General features: G+C 46.9%; 25 protein-coding genes. 20 read left to right on the top strand and 5 right to left on the bottom strand.

Annotation, left to right across the window (positions count from 1 at the left end):
- The first annotated feature begins 3 nt into the window (after window positions 1-3).
- The gene (locus tag AC3B4V_RS01130; RefSeq protein ID WP_488377557.1) at window positions 4-1,929 is read left to right on the top strand and encodes an LTA synthase family protein; all 1,926 of its coding nucleotides are present in this window, start codon (window positions 4-6) and stop codon (window positions 1,927-1,929) included.
- Between the two features lie 357 nt (window positions 1,930-2,286).
- On the opposite strand, the gene AC3B4V_RS01135 is transcribed toward AC3B4V_RS01130, so the two are convergent.
- A complete protein-coding gene (locus tag AC3B4V_RS01135; protein ID WP_023467553.1) occupies window positions 2,287-2,466 on the bottom strand; it encodes a DUF2759 domain-containing protein in 180 nt (59 codons plus the stop codon).
- Between the two features lie 168 nt (window positions 2,467-2,634).
- On the opposite strand from AC3B4V_RS01135, the gene AC3B4V_RS01140 reads away from it, so the two are divergent.
- Entirely contained in the window at window positions 2,635-3,252 is a 618-nt protein-coding gene (locus tag AC3B4V_RS01140; protein ID WP_488377558.1) for an MBL fold metallo-hydrolase, read from the top strand.
- A gap of 42 nt (window positions 3,253-3,294) precedes the next feature.
- Here the strand turns inward: AC3B4V_RS01140 and AC3B4V_RS01145 are convergent, their stop codons facing one another.
- Window positions 3,295-3,558, bottom strand: coding sequence for a DUF2626 family protein (locus AC3B4V_RS01145; RefSeq protein ID WP_023467555.1), 264 nt, complete (start codon window positions 3,556-3,558; stop codon window positions 3,295-3,297).
- A 224-nt stretch (window positions 3,559-3,782) separates the two neighbouring features.
- Here AC3B4V_RS01145 and AC3B4V_RS01150 point away from each other — a divergent pair, with 224 nt between their 5' ends.
- From AC3B4V_RS01150 to gcvPB, 13 genes are all read left to right on the top strand, one after another.
- Window positions 3,783-4,169: a Spx/MgsR family RNA polymerase-binding regulatory protein gene (locus AC3B4V_RS01150; RefSeq protein WP_023467556.1), complete on the top strand. Its 387-nt coding sequence runs from the start codon at window positions 3,783-3,785 to the stop codon at window positions 4,167-4,169.
- A 62-nt stretch (window positions 4,170-4,231) separates the two neighbouring features.
- Window positions 4,232-5,074, top strand: coding sequence for an ATPase, T2SS/T4P/T4SS family (locus AC3B4V_RS01155; RefSeq protein ID WP_023467557.1), 843 nt, complete (start codon window positions 4,232-4,234; stop codon window positions 5,072-5,074).
- Between the two features lie 14 nt (window positions 5,075-5,088).
- Window positions 5,089-6,030 (top strand): type II secretion system F family protein, encoded by a 942-nt coding sequence (locus AC3B4V_RS01160; RefSeq protein ID WP_488377559.1) that lies wholly within the window; start codon window positions 5,089-5,091, stop codon window positions 6,028-6,030.
- 17 nt (window positions 6,031-6,047) lie between these two features.
- Window positions 6,048-6,359, top strand: coding sequence for a competence type IV pilus major pilin ComGC (locus AC3B4V_RS01165; RefSeq protein WP_023467559.1), 312 nt, complete (start codon window positions 6,048-6,050; stop codon window positions 6,357-6,359).
- On the top strand, window positions 6,328-6,789 hold the full coding sequence (locus tag AC3B4V_RS01170; protein ID WP_350468330.1) for a prepilin-type N-terminal cleavage/methylation domain-containing protein: 462 nt from the start codon (window positions 6,328-6,330) through the stop codon (window positions 6,787-6,789). Before AC3B4V_RS01165 ends, AC3B4V_RS01170 begins: the two co-directional genes overlap by 32 nt.
- A 5-nt stretch (window positions 6,790-6,794) precedes the next feature.
- The gene (locus AC3B4V_RS01175) at window positions 6,795-7,154 is read left to right on the top strand and encodes a type II secretion system protein (protein ID WP_050678401.1); all 360 of its coding nucleotides are present in this window, start codon (window positions 6,795-6,797) and stop codon (window positions 7,152-7,154) included.
- Window positions 7,045-7,440 (top strand): hypothetical protein, encoded by a 396-nt coding sequence (locus AC3B4V_RS01180; RefSeq protein ID WP_230088813.1) that lies wholly within the window; start codon window positions 7,045-7,047, stop codon window positions 7,438-7,440. The genes AC3B4V_RS01175 and AC3B4V_RS01180 overlap by 110 nt, the downstream gene beginning before the upstream one ends.
- Window positions 7,437-7,709, top strand: a complete 273-nt coding sequence (locus AC3B4V_RS01185; protein WP_488377560.1) for a hypothetical protein — start codon at window positions 7,437-7,439, stop codon at window positions 7,707-7,709. Before AC3B4V_RS01180 ends, AC3B4V_RS01185 begins: the two co-directional genes overlap by 4 nt.
- Entirely contained in the window at window positions 7,702-8,187 is a 486-nt protein-coding gene (locus AC3B4V_RS01190; RefSeq protein ID WP_223041490.1) for a shikimate kinase, read from the top strand. The genes AC3B4V_RS01185 and AC3B4V_RS01190 overlap by 8 nt, the downstream gene beginning before the upstream one ends.
- Entirely contained in the window at window positions 8,184-8,498 is a 315-nt protein-coding gene (locus tag AC3B4V_RS01195) for a hypothetical protein (protein WP_023467565.1), read from the top strand. The genes AC3B4V_RS01190 and AC3B4V_RS01195 overlap by 4 nt, the downstream gene beginning before the upstream one ends.
- Window positions 8,499-8,682: 184 nt before the next feature.
- Entirely contained in the window at window positions 8,683-9,765 is a 1,083-nt protein-coding gene (gene gcvT / locus AC3B4V_RS01200; protein ID WP_488377561.1) for a glycine cleavage system aminomethyltransferase GcvT, read from the top strand.
- A gap of 13 nt (window positions 9,766-9,778) precedes the next feature.
- The gene (gene gcvPA, locus AC3B4V_RS01205) at window positions 9,779-11,125 is read left to right on the top strand and encodes an aminomethyl-transferring glycine dehydrogenase subunit GcvPA (protein ID WP_056060214.1); all 1,347 of its coding nucleotides are present in this window, start codon (window positions 9,779-9,781) and stop codon (window positions 11,123-11,125) included.
- Window positions 11,118-12,587, top strand: a complete 1,470-nt coding sequence (gene gcvPB / locus AC3B4V_RS01210) for an aminomethyl-transferring glycine dehydrogenase subunit GcvPB (RefSeq protein WP_029341085.1) — start codon at window positions 11,118-11,120, stop codon at window positions 12,585-12,587. Before gcvPA ends, gcvPB begins: the two co-directional genes overlap by 8 nt.
- A gap of 66 nt (window positions 12,588-12,653) precedes the next feature.
- Here the strand turns inward: gcvPB and AC3B4V_RS01215 are convergent, their stop codons facing one another.
- The gene (locus AC3B4V_RS01215) at window positions 12,654-13,034 is read right to left on the bottom strand and encodes a rhodanese-like domain-containing protein (protein ID WP_023467569.1); all 381 of its coding nucleotides are present in this window, start codon (window positions 13,032-13,034) and stop codon (window positions 12,654-12,656) included.
- Window positions 13,035-13,172: 138 nt separating this feature from the next.
- Here AC3B4V_RS01215 and AC3B4V_RS01220 point away from each other — a divergent pair, with 138 nt between their 5' ends.
- From AC3B4V_RS01220 to hpt, 3 genes are all read left to right on the top strand, one after another.
- Window positions 13,173-14,003: a lipoate--protein ligase family protein gene (locus AC3B4V_RS01220; RefSeq protein WP_023467570.1), complete on the top strand. Its 831-nt coding sequence runs from the start codon at window positions 13,173-13,175 to the stop codon at window positions 14,001-14,003.
- Window positions 14,004-14,027: 24 nt separating this feature from the next.
- Window positions 14,028-14,450, top strand: coding sequence for a transcriptional regulator MntR (gene mntR / locus AC3B4V_RS01225; RefSeq protein WP_488378213.1), 423 nt, complete (start codon window positions 14,028-14,030; stop codon window positions 14,448-14,450).
- 148 nt (window positions 14,451-14,598) lie between these two features.
- Window positions 14,599-15,126: a hypoxanthine phosphoribosyltransferase gene (hpt, locus tag AC3B4V_RS01230; RefSeq protein WP_064300287.1), complete on the top strand. Its 528-nt coding sequence runs from the start codon at window positions 14,599-14,601 to the stop codon at window positions 15,124-15,126.
- 57 nt (window positions 15,127-15,183) lie between these two features.
- Here the strand turns inward: hpt and AC3B4V_RS01235 are convergent, their stop codons facing one another.
- On the bottom strand, window positions 15,184-15,585 hold the full coding sequence (locus AC3B4V_RS01235; RefSeq protein WP_023467573.1) for an SA1362 family protein: 402 nt from the start codon (window positions 15,583-15,585) through the stop codon (window positions 15,184-15,186).
- Window positions 15,586-15,605: 20 nt separating this feature from the next.
- Window positions 15,606-16,538 (bottom strand): DUF1385 domain-containing protein, encoded by a 933-nt coding sequence (locus AC3B4V_RS01240; protein ID WP_064300286.1) that lies wholly within the window; start codon window positions 16,536-16,538, stop codon window positions 15,606-15,608.
- 156 nt (window positions 16,539-16,694) lie between these two features.
- Between AC3B4V_RS01240 and aroQ the strand changes: the two genes are divergently transcribed.
- Together aroQ and AC3B4V_RS01250 are read left to right on the top strand one after the other, a co-directional pair.
- Entirely contained in the window at window positions 16,695-17,141 is a 447-nt protein-coding gene (gene aroQ / locus AC3B4V_RS01245; RefSeq protein WP_023467575.1) for a type II 3-dehydroquinate dehydratase, read from the top strand.
- On the top strand, window positions 17,138-18,202 hold the full coding sequence (locus AC3B4V_RS01250; RefSeq protein WP_488377562.1) for a M24 family metallopeptidase: 1,065 nt from the start codon (window positions 17,138-17,140) through the stop codon (window positions 18,200-18,202). Before aroQ ends, AC3B4V_RS01250 begins: the two co-directional genes overlap by 4 nt.
- The last annotated feature ends 25 nt before the right edge of the window (window positions 18,203-18,227 follow it).

Raw genomic sequence — 18,227 nt, forward strand, 5'->3', positions numbered from 1 at the left:
TTTATGCAGCAAGACGCAAACATCTGGTCGCGAATGCGCCTAAAGATGGGTCAAGGCGTTCGCAGCACCTATAAAGAGCATAAGCTCTTTTGGATTGCGACCATATTGATTTGGTTAAAAACGTATTTAGCGTATACACTTTTCTTTAACGTTCCCGTAACAAACTCTGCGCAAGCATTCATTCTACTAATTAACCCAATTAGTTCAGCGCTCTTCATGTTTGGGTTCAGCTTCTTCTTCCGGGGAAATGTTCAAAAATGGTTCATCTACGGCACATTGTTCGTCGCGACACTCATTTTATATGCGGACATCATTTTCTTCCGCTTCTTTAATGACTATCTGACGTTGCCGGTATTGTTCCAAACATCGAATGCAGAGACCGTTTCTGCGTCGCTCGGGTCACTCTTGAACTGGTCCGATTTATTGATCGTCGGAGACTTGATCATCTTACCGTTCTTCCTACGGAAAATGGACATGTCAAAAAATGTTGCGTCACGTGGACGCGCGATTCTCGCATTCGTTGCAGCAGTTGTCGTTTTCCTTGGAAACTTGACGCTCGCTGAGACAGAACGTCCAGAATTGCTCACACGTGCCTTCGACCGAGAATTGCTCGTTAAAAACATCGGAACATTTAACTTCCATATGTATGATGCACTCATTCAGTCGAAGACATCTGCGCAAAAAGCACTCGCAGACAGTTCTGAACTGTCGGAAGTTCAAAGCTTCATTGATTCAAAACATGCCGAACCGAACCCAGCTATGTTCGGAAAGTACAAAGGAAAGAACGTCATCGTCGTTTCCTTTGAGTCGGCACAATCCTTTGCAGTTGGATTAAAAGCACCAAACGGACAAGAGATTACACCGAACCTGAATAAGTTGATCAAGGAATCGCATTCATGGGATAACTTCTATCACAACACAGGACAAGGGAAAACGGCAGATGCTGAGTTCATTCTCGAAAACTCGATCTATCCACTTGGACGCGGTGCAGCATTCTTTACGAACGGAGAAAACGAATTCCGGGCAACTCCTGAAATGTTGAAAGAAGACGGCTATTATTCAGCTGTTTTCCATGCAAACAACAAATCGTTCTGGAACCGAGACATCGTCTACAATAGCTTTGGCGTCGATCGTTTCTTCTCAGAGACTGATTATGACCTAGGTGATCCAGCAGATTTGACGGAGTGGGGCTTGCTCGATGATAAATTCTTTGAACAGTCATTGCCGATGTTGAAAGATTTACCACGTCCGTTCTATTCGAAGTTCATCACATTGACGAACCACTATCCATTTGAGATGCCAAAACCAGAAGATGAACTCGTACCACCGCTTGAGACAAGTTCTACTACGCTCAACCATTACGTCCAGGCACTAGCGTATCAAGATATGGCACTCGGTAAATTCATCGAGGGTCTGAAAAAAGATGGTACGTGGGATGACACGATCTTCATGGTCTATGGCGACCACTATGGTATCTCGACGAACCACAATGCTGCGATGGCAGAACTCATGAACAAAGATGAGTTGACACCGTATGATGTCGCGCAATTGCAACGTGTACCATTCGTGATCCATTTACCGGGTCAAACGAAAGGTGTGAAACATGAAGACGTCGCGAGCCAAATCGACATTAAACCAACATTGCTACATCTGTTAGGACAAGACTTCAAGAATGAAGTATTGTTCGGTACCGATCTCTTCTCGAAGCAGCACAAGGATTATGCGCTGTTCCGCGATGGTTCCGTCATAACAGACAAAACGGTTTATACGCAGGAAACATGTTATGATCGTCAGACAGGTGAAGAAGTAAAAGATGGAGAGTTAGCGGAGATGTGTAAACAATCTACGAAACAATCCGAGAAGGAGTTAGGACTTTCGGATAAAGTCATCTACGGTGACTTGCTCCGTTTCCTTCAAACTTCAAAATAAGATGAGGAAAACGAATCTACTTTCGAGTGGATTCGTTTTTTTGTAGAAAGGCAAATAAAAAGAGAGATGCGCGAGGCATCTCTCTTCAGATTTTAGACAAAAGGGCTGACACTAAAAAATGACGCATCTTTTCACGCCCTTTCCTCAGGCGAGACACAAGCCAGTTTTCCGCTCCATTCGAGCAGAAAAACGGGTCTCGTTTGTCTCTTACAGCGCAAAATTGCGCTTTTTCCTGTAGGAGTGGCGTGTGACGCGTCATTCTTTTTATTACGAGGTAAGGGAGGCAGATCATCAATCTGCCTCCCTTATCTTTGTAGATACTGACTTTTGAGTCAGCCTCTTTTTAGCGTATCTTGATTACGATGGAATACCGCCGTAAATCAATGTCGCAATCCCGAACCAGCCGAATAAGACGACAGTCAGACCTGCGAATACGAGTGGAAACATTTGGCGTTTCTTAAGTGAACGAACGACGGCCCAAACGCCGACGAGTGCGACGAAGAAGAAAAGCCAACCGATTGGTTGATCCAAATGCATGACGTACTCCCCCTTAAACAATCACGTTATGAATTTCACGAAGATTTCACTTAAATCTCACTTTTTAGTTTATCCGACTCGCGGGATAAAGTCGAGAGGGCGTTGCAGGAACTTTCGACAATTTCGTGTATAGTAGGAGAAGAGTCTATTGTAAAGGGGTTTTATAGAATGGAAATCGTAATGATCACTTCCGGTATGGCATCTGAGAATGGTTATTTGTTATTTAAAGACAAGGAATGTCTCGTCATTGATCCAGGTACAGAAGATATGCGGTTTTTCGATGAGATTGAAAGTCGGGGAGCAACATTAAAAGCGATTTTATTAACGCATGCGCATTTTGACCACATTGGTGGTGTGGATATGTTACGACGCTTCACGGAAGCTCCTGTCTACGTGCATCCGGAAGAAGCAGGATGGCTCGGTAATCCAGAATGGAATGGTTCAGCAAAATTTGGAATGCCACCGATGCGGATGAAACCAGCGGATCATTTGTTGCAACCAGGACGATTGACGATCGGTAGCTTTTCGATGCATGTACTTGAGACGCCAGGACACTCACCAGGAAGTGTGACGTTCTACTTTAAAGGAGAACGGATCGCGTTCGGTGGAGATCTCCTGTTCCGGCAAGGCGTCGGACGAACGGATCTACATGGTGGGGATCAAGACGTATTGATGCGTTCACTGGATCGACTCATCGCGGAACTACCGGCAGATACGACGGTTTATCCAGGGCATGGTCCGAGTACGACGATTCGTCAAGAAATGAAATCGAATCCATTCCTCTGACTAAAAAAACTCGCCATCCAAAAGGATGACGAGTTTTTTTCATTACATCTGGAAGTTCGACCAGTACGTAAAGACGATGAAAAATACAGTTAAGTAAGCTCCAAAGATATAGACATACGTTTTTTCAGTTAAGCGCAAGTAACCGAGCGCTGCAAAAAAGACAGTTTGTGCTAAGAAGACGAAGCCCATGACTAAAAATGAATCCGTATGCTCACTTGAGCTTGCATCGCCACCCAATGCGCCGATAAATGCCATGACTGCGATGATACCAGTCCAGAAACCGAGTACGCGGTACATTCTCCCCATTCCTATAACCCCCTAAATCCGACAGATAGTCAATATACGTACTTATTTTACCAAGCAAACAATCATCCGTCCATCCTGTTCTAGTGATTGTTAAGGAATAACTGTGAACAAAAGATGAAGTTTCAAAAAAAGTTGTACAATAGTTGTACAAAAGGTGTACAAAGTCAAATTGACGTGCTATAGTAACTGTAATGAAACCCCACACTTTGAGAGGAGGAGCAAAAATGACGAATGAGTTAGTCTTTTTCACATACCCAAGCTGTACATCATGTCGTAAAACGAAATCATGGTTAAAAGAGGAACATGTTGATGTAGAGGAACGTCATCTGTTCAGAAATGCTCCAACAGTTGATGAACTCATGGAACTGTTGAAATTATCGACGGATGGGATTGAAAGTTTGCTCGCAACACGCAGTCAAGCCTTCAAGGATCTCGGCATTGATATTGAAGACATGAAACTCAGTGAGTTATTACGCCTCATGAGTGACAATCCGAAATTATTACGCCGCCCAATCATCACTGATGGAAAACAACTTGTTATCGGATACGATAAACCAGGTCTTGAGACATTGGCGAAGCGTAAACATCGGACAATCGCACACGTATCGTAAAGAAGCCGGTTTGGTCGGCTTCTTTTTTTTGTGTATTGTTTGCAGTAGGGAGGTGAAGAAAAATGAAGGAATGGACGACACAACTCATGGAACGATTCGAATCACTTGGTGCAACAGATGTTCATTTCGTACCGAATGAAGCTTGCGTCCGAATCGTTTGTCGAACGGGTGATGGTTTGTGTGAACAAGAAGAGGTGGAACTGACGCGTTACCGGACACTTGTCAGTCATGTCCGCTATGAGGCGAACTTAAAGGAACAGAATGAGCGGATTCCGCAAAGTGGTTTGTATCCGCACGGGAAAAAGGGCATGCGTGTCTCGTTGTTGCCGAGTCGACAAGGGGATGCGATGTCGTGGCGATTTTATCGATCAACGGTCTCTCAAGAAACAGCTTTACGAACGTTACACAATCAATTGGACTTCGCTTGGTTAGCTGAACAACGACACGGGTGTATCGTCATTTCTGGATCGACAGGTGCAGGAAAGACGACGATGTTATATTCCTTGATGAGTGCGATGGAAGAAAAGCGAATCATCTCGATTGAAGATCCGGTGGAATGTACGGTACCAAACGTCTTGCAACTGGAACTAAATGAAAAGGCAGGCTTCACTGCTACGCGATGTTTTGAGGAAATATTGCGAGCGGATCCGGATTGGATTGCTTTTGGTGAGGTGCGGACGAGAGAGGCAGCACGTTTGACGATGAATGCCGCACTTAGTGGTCACGTCGTGTTATTTACGTTACACGCTGGAAGTATAGATGAGGCGCGATTGCGATTGCGCAGTTTAGGGATCGAAGAGTCAGAACTAGCTGTCTGTCAACGCATCATTCATCTCGAGCGAAAAGGAGAGGATGTCCGCTGTACCGTCAGAAACTTACAAGCCGCGATCAAAGTCGGTTCTTAAAACGATATCACCGTTTGTTATCAAAAGGCATTTCCGCGAAAGAGACGTTACTCATTTTAAAACGATTCGAGCGTCAGCCGTTCGCGGAAGTAGTCGGAGAAATGGAACAACGTCTTGAAAAAGGAGACTCCTTTGCAGCATCCCTTGAACCGCTTGCGTTAACGAATACCTTAAAACGACTTCTTTTTGTTGGAGAAAGGACAGAGCGACCGTTGCTCGTTCTTCGCCAAATCGTGAAACTGCTCGACCTCGAAACAGAAATGCGATCGAAGTTTTGGAAGATGATTCGGTATCCGCTTGTTCTAGCGACCAGTCTATTCCTTCTGTTCTTCTTTTATGCCCTCTACGTATTTCCGTCTCTCCTCGAGATGTCGGACCCGAAGACTCTCCCCTCATTTCTTCATCTCCTTCTTCACCCCTCTGCGAAGTATCTACTCGCAAGTATTCCCCTTATTTTGTTGACCTCCGGTTACCTCTTTTTTCGCTTCTTTCCGTTAAACCGTATTTTACGACTGAAACCGCTACAGCGATTGATTCGTCTCTACTACAGCTATTTATTCACGATCGAAGTAGGATCGTTCATCGATGCTGGCTTCTCGCTCGAAGAGACCTTTCGTCATCTGGAGCAAGGACAAGCGAATAAAAAAGGACATCTCTATGCTCGTCTACATGCTAAACAACAGGCAGGGGAACCACTTGCAGAAGCGCTTGGCGAAGATGAGATCATCGAAGCCGAGACGATTGGAATCGTCCATTTGGCGCGGGAAAGTGGCGATCTTGGGCCGTTGTTGCTTGAACAAGCGACACTCTTACATGAGTCGATGGAAGAGGAACTAGAGAAAAAGTTGTTATGGATCGAGCCGATTTTGTACGGCGGATTGACGATCATGACTGGAACGTTATTTCTCATCTTGTATTATCCAATTCAGCTAGCGATACAGCAGCTTCCATTCTAAACAGAGGAGACGATACGATGAAACAATTCTTAAAGCGACAGGATGGATTCACCTTACTTGAAATGGCAGCCGTCTTATTGATCATTTCGTTATTACTGCTCGTTTTGATTCCAACGATGACAAGTGGAAAGGACCAGGCGAAAGGTGTGAGTTGTGAGGCGAACATTCGAGTCATTCGGTCAGAGGTTAATTTGTATTACGCGAAAGAGAAAAAGTACCCAGAATCACTTCAGACGATCAATCGCGGAACAGCTGATAAACCGAATGCTCTCGTCTGTGATCAGGAGACGTATACGTATGATCCGAAGACTGGCGAACTTACGAAGTGAACAAGGATTTACATTATTTGAGATGACGGCGGTGCTGACAATCATTGCTTGTTTACTTGTTTTTTTGTTGCCGGCACTGTTTGAAAAACGACCGGACTGGATTCCGCTTGAACAAGAGGTTCGTCTGATGGAACAAGATATTCAGACACTTCGACTGATGCAGTACTCAAAGCAAGATCAATCATTGATGCAGTTTCGATTTCGAGGAGACGGTACAGGATACCTTGTCCTTGCGGATGACCGGTTGTTATGGCAACGGACATTCCAAAATGGTCATACGTGTACCGTTCCACCCTCGAATCGCATCATCTATTTTAAAAGCTATCACTCGATCTATGCAGCGACTTGGTCTTGCCGTTCGGCAACAGCCGAATATGAAATCAAATTCTTACTTGGGAACTATCAAATGGCAATCCGTAAAGTGAGGTGAGAAGTATGCAGAACGAACGCCAAGCGGGCTTCTCTTTGCTTGAAGTGATGCTCTCTATCGTTGCGATCGGTATCTTCATGACGTTAGCGATCGATCCTTATCTCGAGTTACGGACGAAACAAATGAAATGGGAACAAGAGACGGAACAGCTTGAGCAGATGGCGACGGATCAAGTTGAAAACCGAACAGCGTCCTATGTCCTGAAACAAGGAGCGTGGTGCAATGAAACGATGTGTCTTGCGAGCGGAATCCGGAATGACCCTTCTCGAACTGTCATTCGTCCTATGGCTGAGCCCACTTCTTCTGCTGGCAATCTTGACATTGACCCCACTCGTTCGTCCGCCGGAAGTCAACCGAATGAATGAAGAATTGTTCTTTCATACCGTGGAACGACTGATGTGGCGCAGTACGATGTGTGAGCGCGTCGGAGACGAGATTCGTGGAATGGACGTCAATCCGGGAGAGACGGCTGAAAAGTGGCGTCTCGTCCGTGTGCAAGATCAACTACGTCTCAAGAAAGAACAGGGAGGTGAACTGACATACGCCCGCGACGTCAAACACTATACCGTGACAGGGGATGCCGAGATTCTCTCGATTCAGTTGAACGACAGCAGACGTTCCTTCCGATGCGTCAGGAAGGATTCATCTTGATTCAAACGTTACTGTTACTTCTAGGAATGGGAGTCGTGCTCTTGATTTCTTGTCAGCAAATTGACGAAGAGATGCGGCATCATCAGTTAGAGCAAGAAGCACTCCAACTCGAGTCTCTCATCCGAGCAGCGAAAGCAGATTGTACGAAGGACGAGACGCTCCACTACCCAATCGGACAAGTCAGCTGTACAGCGACCGATAAAGGCTTTAAAATGGAATCGAGATTAGAGAATGGTCAAAGAATTGAGGCGGTCGTCACACATGAGTAAGGTTTATTTGATTGGGTTTATGGGAACTGGTAAAACAGCCGTCGGACATCGATTGGGTACCCAATACGAGGTCGACGAACTGGATGAACGGTTCGAACAGGAACATGGACAAACGATTACTGCTTTTTTCGCTGAGCATGGCGAAGCAGGGTTTCGTACACATGAAAGCGAATTGTTGAAGAGTAGCAATGCGGAAGTAATCGTCACGGGTGGCGGTATCGTCGAACGAGAAGAGAACCGACTGTACATGCAGGAGTCCGGAACAGTCGTCTGGATCGATACACCCTTTGATTTGATTTGGGAACGGATCGCCTCTGATCCGAATCGTCCACTCGTGACAGAACGGGAACAGGTGAGACGATTGTTTGAACGTCGCTATTCCTTATATGCTGGAGTAGCTACTGTCCGACTCGAAGGAACGGCATCAATCGAAGAATTAACGCGTGCGATTGAAACTGTATTGGAGGAGAAGTCATGATTTGGATTACGTTAGGTATTATTTTACTGGCTATCATAGGACTCGTGTTGTTCGGATTCAGTCTTTACAAAAAGAAGCTGTCTCAGGATATTCGGCAGTTAAAACAACTGATGGAGCGCTTTACGATTCGTCAGCAAACCTTGCAGACGAACATTGATCATACGACGCAGCGAATCGATCAAATCAAAGGGAATATCAATCGAATCACTGAAGAAGGAAATCGTGTGAAGCAAGGAGCGAGCCAATTGGTGACGGAAGGTCGTCGACTCCAGGAGGAAATCAAACGAACTGCCGGAATCAAACAATTTTGAAATGGCTTTCATGGGAAGAATATGAAACAATAGGAGAGAAGGGACAGGGTCCTTTCTCTCTTTTTCGTATGTTCCTTTTTCCGAATAATACTAGATAATTATGATTTTAATTGGTAAGATGGATTTGAAAATGGAACATTAAAGAGAAGAGAGAGCAAAAACGTTCGTAAATAGGGGGATTTGTATGAGTCAAACGACATTGAAAAGAACACCGTTATTCGAGACGGTTTCGCAAACCGGTAAGATGGTGGATTTTGCGGGATTTGAAATGCCAGTTTTGTTTTCCTCGATTAAAGAAGAACACGTTGCAGTAAGGGAGAACGTCGGCATGTTCGATGTCTCGCACATGGGAGAACTGTTCGTCAGCGGACCGGATGCTCTGACGTTTTTACAAGCTACATTATCGAACGATATTTCGAAGATTGCGGTGGGGCAAGCGCAATATAACGTCTTATGCCAAGAAGACGGTGGGACAGTGGATGATTTACTCGTCTATCGTTTGGCAGAAACGGACTATCTTCTCGTCGTCAATGCTTCGAACATTGAAAAAGACGAACAACATTTACGTCACTATCTAACAGGGGACGTCACGCTTGAGAATCAATCGGAACAATATGGTCAAATTGCGGTCCAAGGACCACGTGCGGAAGCCATCCTTTCCGGCATGACATCACTTGTCTTATCAGAGATCGGATTTTTCAAGTTCCAACGGGGGACGGTTGCAGGAGTGGAAATGATCGTCTCACGCAGTGGGTACACAGGGGAAGATGGATTCGAACTCTACATGGCAGCTGGTGACGCACCTGCTGTCTGGCAAGCACTGCTTGAGCAAGGTGTCGTACCATGCGGGCTCGGGGCACGTGACACATTACGTTTTGAGGCATGTCTGCCACTTTACGGACATGAATTATCAGCAACGATTTCACCCATCGAAGCGGGAATGGGCTTTGCGGTCAAACCACAAGTCAAACCGTTCGTCGGTTCAGAGGTCTTGTTGCAACAGAAAGAACAAGGAGCACCGCGACGCTTGATCGGTCTTGAATTACTCGATAAAGGGATTGCGCGTCAAGATGCACCGGTTTGGCATGACGGGGAAGTCGTTGGTGTGGTGACGACAGGTACGTTGCCGCCGACAGTAGGAAAAGCGATTGCTTGGGCACTCGTTCCTGCAGAAGTAGCGGAACAAGAGCAATTTGAAGTGGAAGTACGCGGAAAACGTTTAGCAGCGAAACGAACAGCGACACCGTTTTATCGTCGCACGAAATAAGGGGGATATTTCTATGGATTTTCGTTATTTACCAATGACAGCAGAAGATGAGCAGGCGATGTTACAGACGATCGGTGCAGCATCGATCGAAGATTTACTCGCTGATATCCCGGCATCCGTCCGTGATAACGGTACATTGGAAGAAGTCGGTGTGCCACTTCCGGAAACGGACTTGATTCGGACGCTATCGAAGCTTGCCGACCAAAACATGAATACGAAACAATATCCATCGTTCCTTGGCGCAGGCATCTATGATCACTATGCACCTGCTGTCGTCAATCATATGTTACTGCGCTCAGAGTTTTACACTGCCTATACACCATATCAGCCAGAGATTTCGCAAGGTGAGCTACAAGCGATTTTTGAATTCCAATCGATGATTTGTGAATTGACAGGGATGGATGTCGCGAACTCGTCGATGTATGACGGGATCACGGCGTTAGCGGAAGCGGCCATGCTTGCTTGTGCCCATACGAAGAAAAAGACAATCGTTCTTTCAGACGGCGTTCACCCGGAAGCGCACGATGTCGTTCGGACGTATGCGAACGGTCCAGGACTAAACGTCGAGACGTTGGCGCTTGAGCAAGGTGTCACACGGATCGATCAACTCGATGCCATCGAAGACGTCGCCTGTGTCATCGTGCAGTATCCGAACTTCTACGGTCGTGTCGAAGAACTACAAGCATTGGCCGATGCGACTCATGCTCGTGGTGCGCTGTTCATCGTCTCTGCGAATCCACTGGCACTCGGTATCTTAGAAGCGCCAGGTAAACTTGGCGCTGACATTACGATCGGAGATTGCCAACCGTTCGGAATTCCACAAAGCTTTGGTGGACCGACATGTGGTTATTTCACGACGACAAAAGCGTTGATGCGTAAGATTCCGGGACGTCTCGTTGGACAGACCGTCGATGAGAATGGGAAACGCGGTTTCGTTCTGACGTTACAAGCACGTGAACAACACATTCGCCGTGACAAGGCGACATCTAACATCTGTTCGAACCAAGCGTTGAATGCACTCGCTGCTTCGATCGCGATGAGTGCACTCGGAAAACGGGGTATCCGGGAACTCGCGACACGTAACTTGCAAACGGCACATGCATTAAAACAAAAGCTGAAACAGGCTGGCTTTACGATCGTTGACGATGGACCGAGCTTCAATGAATTCGTCGTTACGCTACCAATCGACGCGACACGTGCGAGTCAACAATTGCTCGATCACGGAATCATCGGCGGTTTACCGTTAGGATCGTATGACGCAGCGCGTCAAAATGAAATGCTTGTTTGTGCAACGGAATTACGGACGAATGAAGAGTTGGATCAATTCGTGACAGCGTTAGGGGGACTCACACATGAATGAGCAAACATTGATCTTTGAAATTTCTAAACCGGGTCGTATCGCCTATAGCTTACCGTTACCGACTGTCGATGAGGTGGCAGTAGAAGAATTGTTACCGACCTCGATGTTACGGAAGGAAGACGTGGCGCTACCGGAAGTATCTGAACTGGATCTCGTCCGTCACTACACGGCACTCTCGAATCGTAACCATGGTGTGGATTCTGGATTCTATCCACTCGGGTCATGTACGATGAAATACAACCCGAAAATCAATGAAGATATGGCACGCCTCCCTGGGTTTGCACACATTCACCCGCTTCAACCAGTCGAAAGTGTCCAAGGGGCACTCGGTTTAATGTATGATCTGCAAGAAAAACTCGCAGTCATCACTGGAATGGATGAAGTGACGCTCCAGCCGGCGGCGGGAGCACACGGTGAATGGACAGGCTTGATGCTGATTAAGGCCTACCATCATGCACGCGGTGACTTTAAACGGACGAAAGTCCTCGTACCGGACTCGGCACACGGAACGAACCCCGCATCGGCATCAGTCGCTGGATTTGATACCGTGACGGTCTTATCGGATGAACGTGGTCTCGTTGATTTAGCGGACTTAAAGAAAAAAGTCGGTGACGATACAGCGGCACTCATGTTGACGAATCCAAACACGCTCGGTTTATTTGAGTCGGATATCGTCGAAATCGCCAAAGCGGTTCATGAGGCAGGCGGAAAACTGTACTACGATGGTGCGAACTCGAATGCGATCATGGGCATCGCTCGACCAGGGGACATGGGCTTTGATGTCGTTCACTTGAACTTGCATAAGACGTTCACAGGACCGCACGGTGGCGGCGGACCAGGATCGGGTCCAGTAGGGGTCAAACAAGATTTGATTCCGTATTTACCGAAACCAATCGTCCGCAAAGAGGAAGAGCGTTATGTCCTCGACTACGATCGTCCGGAAGCAATCGGTCGTGTCAAACCATTCTACGGTAACTTCGGCATCAACGTGCGTGCCTATAGCTATATTCGGACGATGGGTGGAGCGGGTCTTGCTCGCGTCTCGAAAGAAGCGGTCTTGAATGCGAACTATATGTTGGCTCGTCTCAAAGGTGCATATGACGCGCCATACGACGTCTATTGCAAGCACGAATTCGTCTTGTCGGGTAAACGTCAAAAAGCACTAGGTGTCCGGACGCTTGACATCGCTAAACGTCTGCTTGACTTTGGATACCATCCACCAACGATCTACTTCCCGTTGAACGTCGAGGAGTGTATCATGATCGAACCGACGGAAACAGAGTCGAAAGAAACACTCGATGCCTTCTGTGATGCGATGCTCCAGATTGCAAAAGAGGTCGAAGAGACACCGGATGTCGTCTTGAACGCACCACACACGACGGTCGTCAAACGGATGGACGAGACACTTGCTGCTCGAAAACCAGTCTTACGCTACGAACCAAAACAAGAAGTACACGCATAAGCTGTTTCATAAAAAAGAGGACCTCTCCGACGAAGGAGAGATCCTCTTTTTGCGATAAACGAAGCATTAGCTCCGTTTGATTTTTCCTGACCACTGCTTGAATCCGCCTTTTAACTGATACAGATTCGTATAGCCTGCTTTTTTCAAGACTTTTGCAGCCTGTGAAGAACGCATGCTCCCTTGACAATACAAGTAAATCGGCATGTCTTTTCGTAATTCCTTCGAGCGCATCTTCATTTGGCTGACCGGGATGTTACGGGCACCAACGATGTGTCCGCCTTTGAATTCCTGTGTTTCGCGAACATCGACGATTTGTGCTTTACGGTAGTTCGCACGGAATTCTTCTTGCGACAATTTCGTGATGCCTTTGACCGGCATGAAACGCCAAGCGATGTAGGCGATCAGCGCGACCCATAATACGATCGTAATGATAGTTCCAGTTTCCATATTCGACTTCCAACCCCTTCGTTCGTTTAACCTCTGTTTCATTATAGTCAACGAAATCGATTTCGGCAATCGACTCGTGATTGCGCGACCGAGAATGGGTTTGATACACTAAGACGGAAACGTTTTGGGGGTGCTCAAGTGAACAGAGAGTGGCAAGTGTTGACGACGCCGGCGATGGAGCCGGCAATGAACATGGCAATCGATGAAGCATTGATTCAATTCGTCGGGCGGGGGGAGATCGCACCGACGCTTCGTTTTTACTCATGGGAACCACGTGGATTAAGTGTTGGTCATTTTCAACGGGCAACCCGTGATATCGATCGAGAGCGGATTGCAGAGCTCGGGATTCCGATCGTGCGTCGGATGACAGGAGGGCGCGCTGTCTTGCATGCAGACGAGTTGACATACAGTGTCGTCATCCCGGAAGATACAGAAGGTTTACCACGCACGGTCATCGAAAGTTATCGGATGTTGACGGAAGGGATTCGCAAAGGATACCATCACCTCGGCATTCCGGTCGAATTTTCCGTTCCGTTGACGGAAGAGGAAAAAGAAGAATTACGGAAGCCGAAATCAGCCGTCTGTTTTGATGCAGCATCGTATTATGAACTCGCTGTAGGAAAACGGAAAGTCGCAGGAAGTGCACAAGTCCGCCATCAAGGCGTTGTCTTACAGCACGGTTCGGTCCCACTCTCTGTCGATGAAGGTGAATTGTTTGATTGTTTCTTGTATGATGATGAGTCGACGCGCGAGCGGATGAAAGCGCGTTTTTCAGGAAAAGCTGTCGCTTTGAATGAGCTAGCAGGTCGCGCTGTCGCATTTGACGAGGTACGAGAAGCGTTCACGAAAGGCTTCGAAGAGGCGCTTGATTTGTCGTTCGTTCCGTTGACGTTCACGAGTGAGCAGTGGCAGGAGATTGAGCGTCTTGCCGAGAAATACCGTAGTGATGAGTGGAACTGGAAACGCTAATGAATGAAATGGGAAGGTGATGTCGTGCCAACTCCGAGTATGGAAGATTATTTGGAACAAATTTATAAACTGATTGAAGATAAGGGATATGCCCGCGTATCGGATATAGCGGAGTCGTTAGGAGTTCACCCGTCCTCGGTAACGAAGATGGTTCAAAAACTCGACCGGGAGACGTACCTTATTTACGAAAAGTATCGGGGTCTCATGCTGACACCTAAAGGACGCAAAATCGGAAAGCGTCTCGTGGAACGACACGCCTTACTTGAAGATTTTCTTCGTCTCGTTGGTGTAGATGAAGAACTGATTTATAAGGATGTCGAAGGAATCGAGCATCATATTAGTATCGAAGCGTTGGATAAGATTAACGGAATGATTCAGTTCTTTGCGGAACGTCCTGGTTTGAAAGAGGAACTGCATCGCTATCAACAAGCCCATCCAGAGGATTGAGGCTTGTTTTTTATAGTTCCTTGCTAAAAAAAGTTCTCAAACACGAACGATCCATTACATTTTTATGATAAAGTGCGCATTTTAAGTTAGATATGCTATACTGAGCCTGAAAATGGACGAAGGGGGTGGCGGGTGTTCGCACCTTGTCATGGAAATCACGATTAAAGAAAAATTAGTGTCGGAGTCACAACTGAAAGAAAAGGTTCGTGAATTAGCACAACAGATCGAAGTGGATGCGGCTGGGCGTCAAATCGTTCTCGTCGTCGTGTTAAAAGGGTCGATGGTCTTTGCTGCGGATTTGATGCGCGAAATCAAAGGAAGCGTTCAAATTGATACAGTCGCGTGCTCTTCTTACGGAACAAAGACCGTCTCTTCCGGGCGTGTTCAGTTGAAGAAAGATCTCGATCTCGATGTGCAAGGGAAATATGTCGTCGTCATCGAAGATATCATCGACACAGGGCGGACGCTCCATTTCTTATGTGATCACATGAAATTGCATCAACCCGGAGTTCTCAAAGTATGTACATTGCTTGATAAACCGGCACGTCGTGAAGTAAAACTCGACGCAGACTATGTCGGTTTCGAGATTCCGGATTACTTCGTTGTTGGGTACGGAATCGATTGTGCGGAGGAATATCGCAATCTACCGTATATCGGTTGGGTCGAAACGGATTGAACACGAAAAAAGGAGGTTCGTCGCATGACGAATCTCCTTTTTAATGTACTTCTGAAATTAGAAAGCACGTTTTTTCTTTTTGCCTTTTTTTCCTTCGATCACTGTCAGATGAGGCGCTTTTGAACGATCGCGCAACGGTCTGACTTTATTCGATGCCGGCGCTTTTGAGGACTTGACCGGTTTTTTCTTAAAGTCTGTCCGGCGAACAGAATTCGAAGAGCCATGCATTTTTTTTGATTGAGCGACGGATTTTCGGTACTGAGCATTTGCGCCCGTTCCGACGCTTCGATTACGAGTCAGGAACTTAAAGAGCAAGAAGATGATCCCGGCGGTAATCCCGAAGAACAGCAATTGTGAAAACAGACTACTTGGATTATTGACGAGTTTATATCCGAAGCCGACAAAAGCGAACAGTAACACGACGAGTGCAAATGTAGAACCAATGCGTTGTCTGATCATAATATCACCCCTGTTATCGATTAACCCAGTGCATTCTCATGTAGGTTATGTTCCTGTTTTTCCAATGCTTCAAACGCATAAATCGCAACCTCGATCTGTGCATCGTCCGGTTCTTTCGTCGTCAAGTATTGTAACCATAGGCCAGGCAAGGCGATGACGCGAAGTCCTTTGATGTGCTGCGCTTTATTCGTCAGCTGTAACACTTCAAATGAAAGACCGATGACGACCGGTAATAAGGCGATCCGGCAGACGAGACGCAACCAAAGCGGATCCGTTGGCACGATCAGATAGACGAAAAATCCGACGATGACGGTGAAGATCAAGAAACTCGAGCCGCAACGGTAATGAAGACGACTGCTGACGCGAACGTTTTCGACCGTGAGTGGGCGTCCTGATTCGACGCAGTTGATGACCTTATGCTCTGCACCGTGATATTGAAAGAGTCGTTTGACGAGCGGAGTCAATGAAATCACGTAGAGGTAACTGAACAAAAGCGTTAATTTGATTGTTGCTTCGATGACATTTTGAATGACATGTCCCGATAAAGCAGGGAACACATCGAATAGTGACGCAAGGAAAGCAGGTAGTAACGTAAAGAGTAATTTACCGAAGAAGAATGATAGGATCCCGACGACAGCTACGCCGAGCCATTTCGTCAAAGGGCTGGCAGTCGTTTCTTCCGGCTCTTCTTCACCAGGTTTGACACCGTATCGGTCACTTGCGAAGTTCATATGACTGGCGCCATTCGCTGAGGACTCCATTAAAGCAAACAAGCCACGCAGAAGTGGGATTTTTTTACCTTTAGCGATTCGTGGTCGAACCGGCTTTTGTTGGGCGAACGTCTCGATCGACTCATCATTTCGACGAATCGCAGAGACCGCGTGGGTCGCATTTTGGAACATGACGCCTTCGACGATGGCTTGACCACCGACCGGCGGATTAGTCGTTTTCATAATAGAACGCATCCCGTCTTCATTAAAATTAGGTGTATCGTCAGTGTACTTGATTTACGACAAAAAAACTATGTTCGACTCGTCAAAACGAGGTAATCTTTAGGAGTCGGAAATCGGGTTATGATACAATGAAAAGGAATTCGAGGAGGTGTTTTTTTGCGTGTCTTGATATTAAACGGACCAAACTTGAATTTACTCGGAACACGCGAACCGGATACATATGGAACGGCGACATTAGCCGACTTAGAACACGACCTTCGCACTTATTTTCCGAACATTCAGTTTCGGTTTGAACAATCGAACCATGAAGGACGACTGATTGATGTTCTTCACGAGGAACGGGGGGCGGACGGTATCGTCTTCAATGCGGCTGCCTACACGCATACGAGTATCGCGTTACGTGACGCGATTGCCGCGATCGAAGCACCCGTCATCGAGGTCCATCTATCGAATGTCCATGCACGTGAATCCTTCCGTCATCATTCGATGATTGCACCTGTCTGTCAAGGAGTCATTGCTGGACTTGGCATGACGGGATATCGTCTGGCAACAGAAGCACTCCAAGCTTTACAACAATCGGAACAAGGGGGAAATCAATCATGAAACAACGGATCGAGGCGTTACAAGCAGCTTTAAAGGAACGGGACCTTCCAGGATTACTCGTCACGAAAGCAGAGAATATTCGATACATTTCCGGCTTCACGGGCTCAAGCGGTGCATGTCTCGTAACAGAAGAGCAAGCGTACTTCGTGACGGATTTCCGTTACACGGAGCAAGCGGCAGACCAAGTCAAAGGAATGGAGATCGTCCAAATTGAACGGTCGATTCCAGAGACGATGGGCGAATTGATGGCAGGAGCACGTGTTCGCGCGGTTGGTGTCGAAAAGGATGCGATGACACTCGGTGCTTTTGAAGCATACGATCAAGCTTCGGCAATCGAGCTTGTTCCGACGATAGGAATCATTGAAAACCTACGCTTGATTAAGGATTCGTCAGAGATTAAGATGATTAAGGAAGCGGTGGAGCTCGCAGACGCGACCTTCCAACACATCTTGACGTACATTCAACCAGGACGAACGGAACTTGAAGTATCAAATGAACTAGAATTCTTCATGCGTAAGCATGGAGCGACGTCTTCTTCTTTCGATACGATCGTGGCATCGGGCTATCGTTCTGCTTTGCCGCACGGTGTTGCCAGCTCGAAGGTCATTGCGACGGGTGAACTCGTCACGCTTGATTTCGGAGCGCTCTTGAACGGTTATGTTTCAGATATCACACGGACTGTCGCAGTCGGTCCGATCAATGCCGAGTTGCAGAAGATCTACGATACAGTCTTGCAAGCGCAACTAGCGGGTGTCGACGGCTTAAAACCAGGCATCACTGGGATCGAAGCGGACGCATTGACGCGTGATATCATCAAAGAAGCAGGTTACGGTGAGTACTTCGGTCACTCGACGGGACACGGTATTGGTCTAGAAGTACATGAAGGACCTGGCTTGTCGTTCCGCTCTGAGACAAAACTTGAACCGGGCATGATCGTTACGGTCGAACCAGGTATCTACGTGCCGCAAGTTGGCGGATGCCGGATTGAAGATGACGTCTTGATCACGGAAACAGGTCGAGAAATTCTTTCGTCTTCACCAAAAGAACTGATCACTCTCTAATTCAGAGTGACGGGACATTTTAGGA

The sequence above is a fragment of the Exiguobacterium sp. E17S genome (assembly GCF_057772545.1).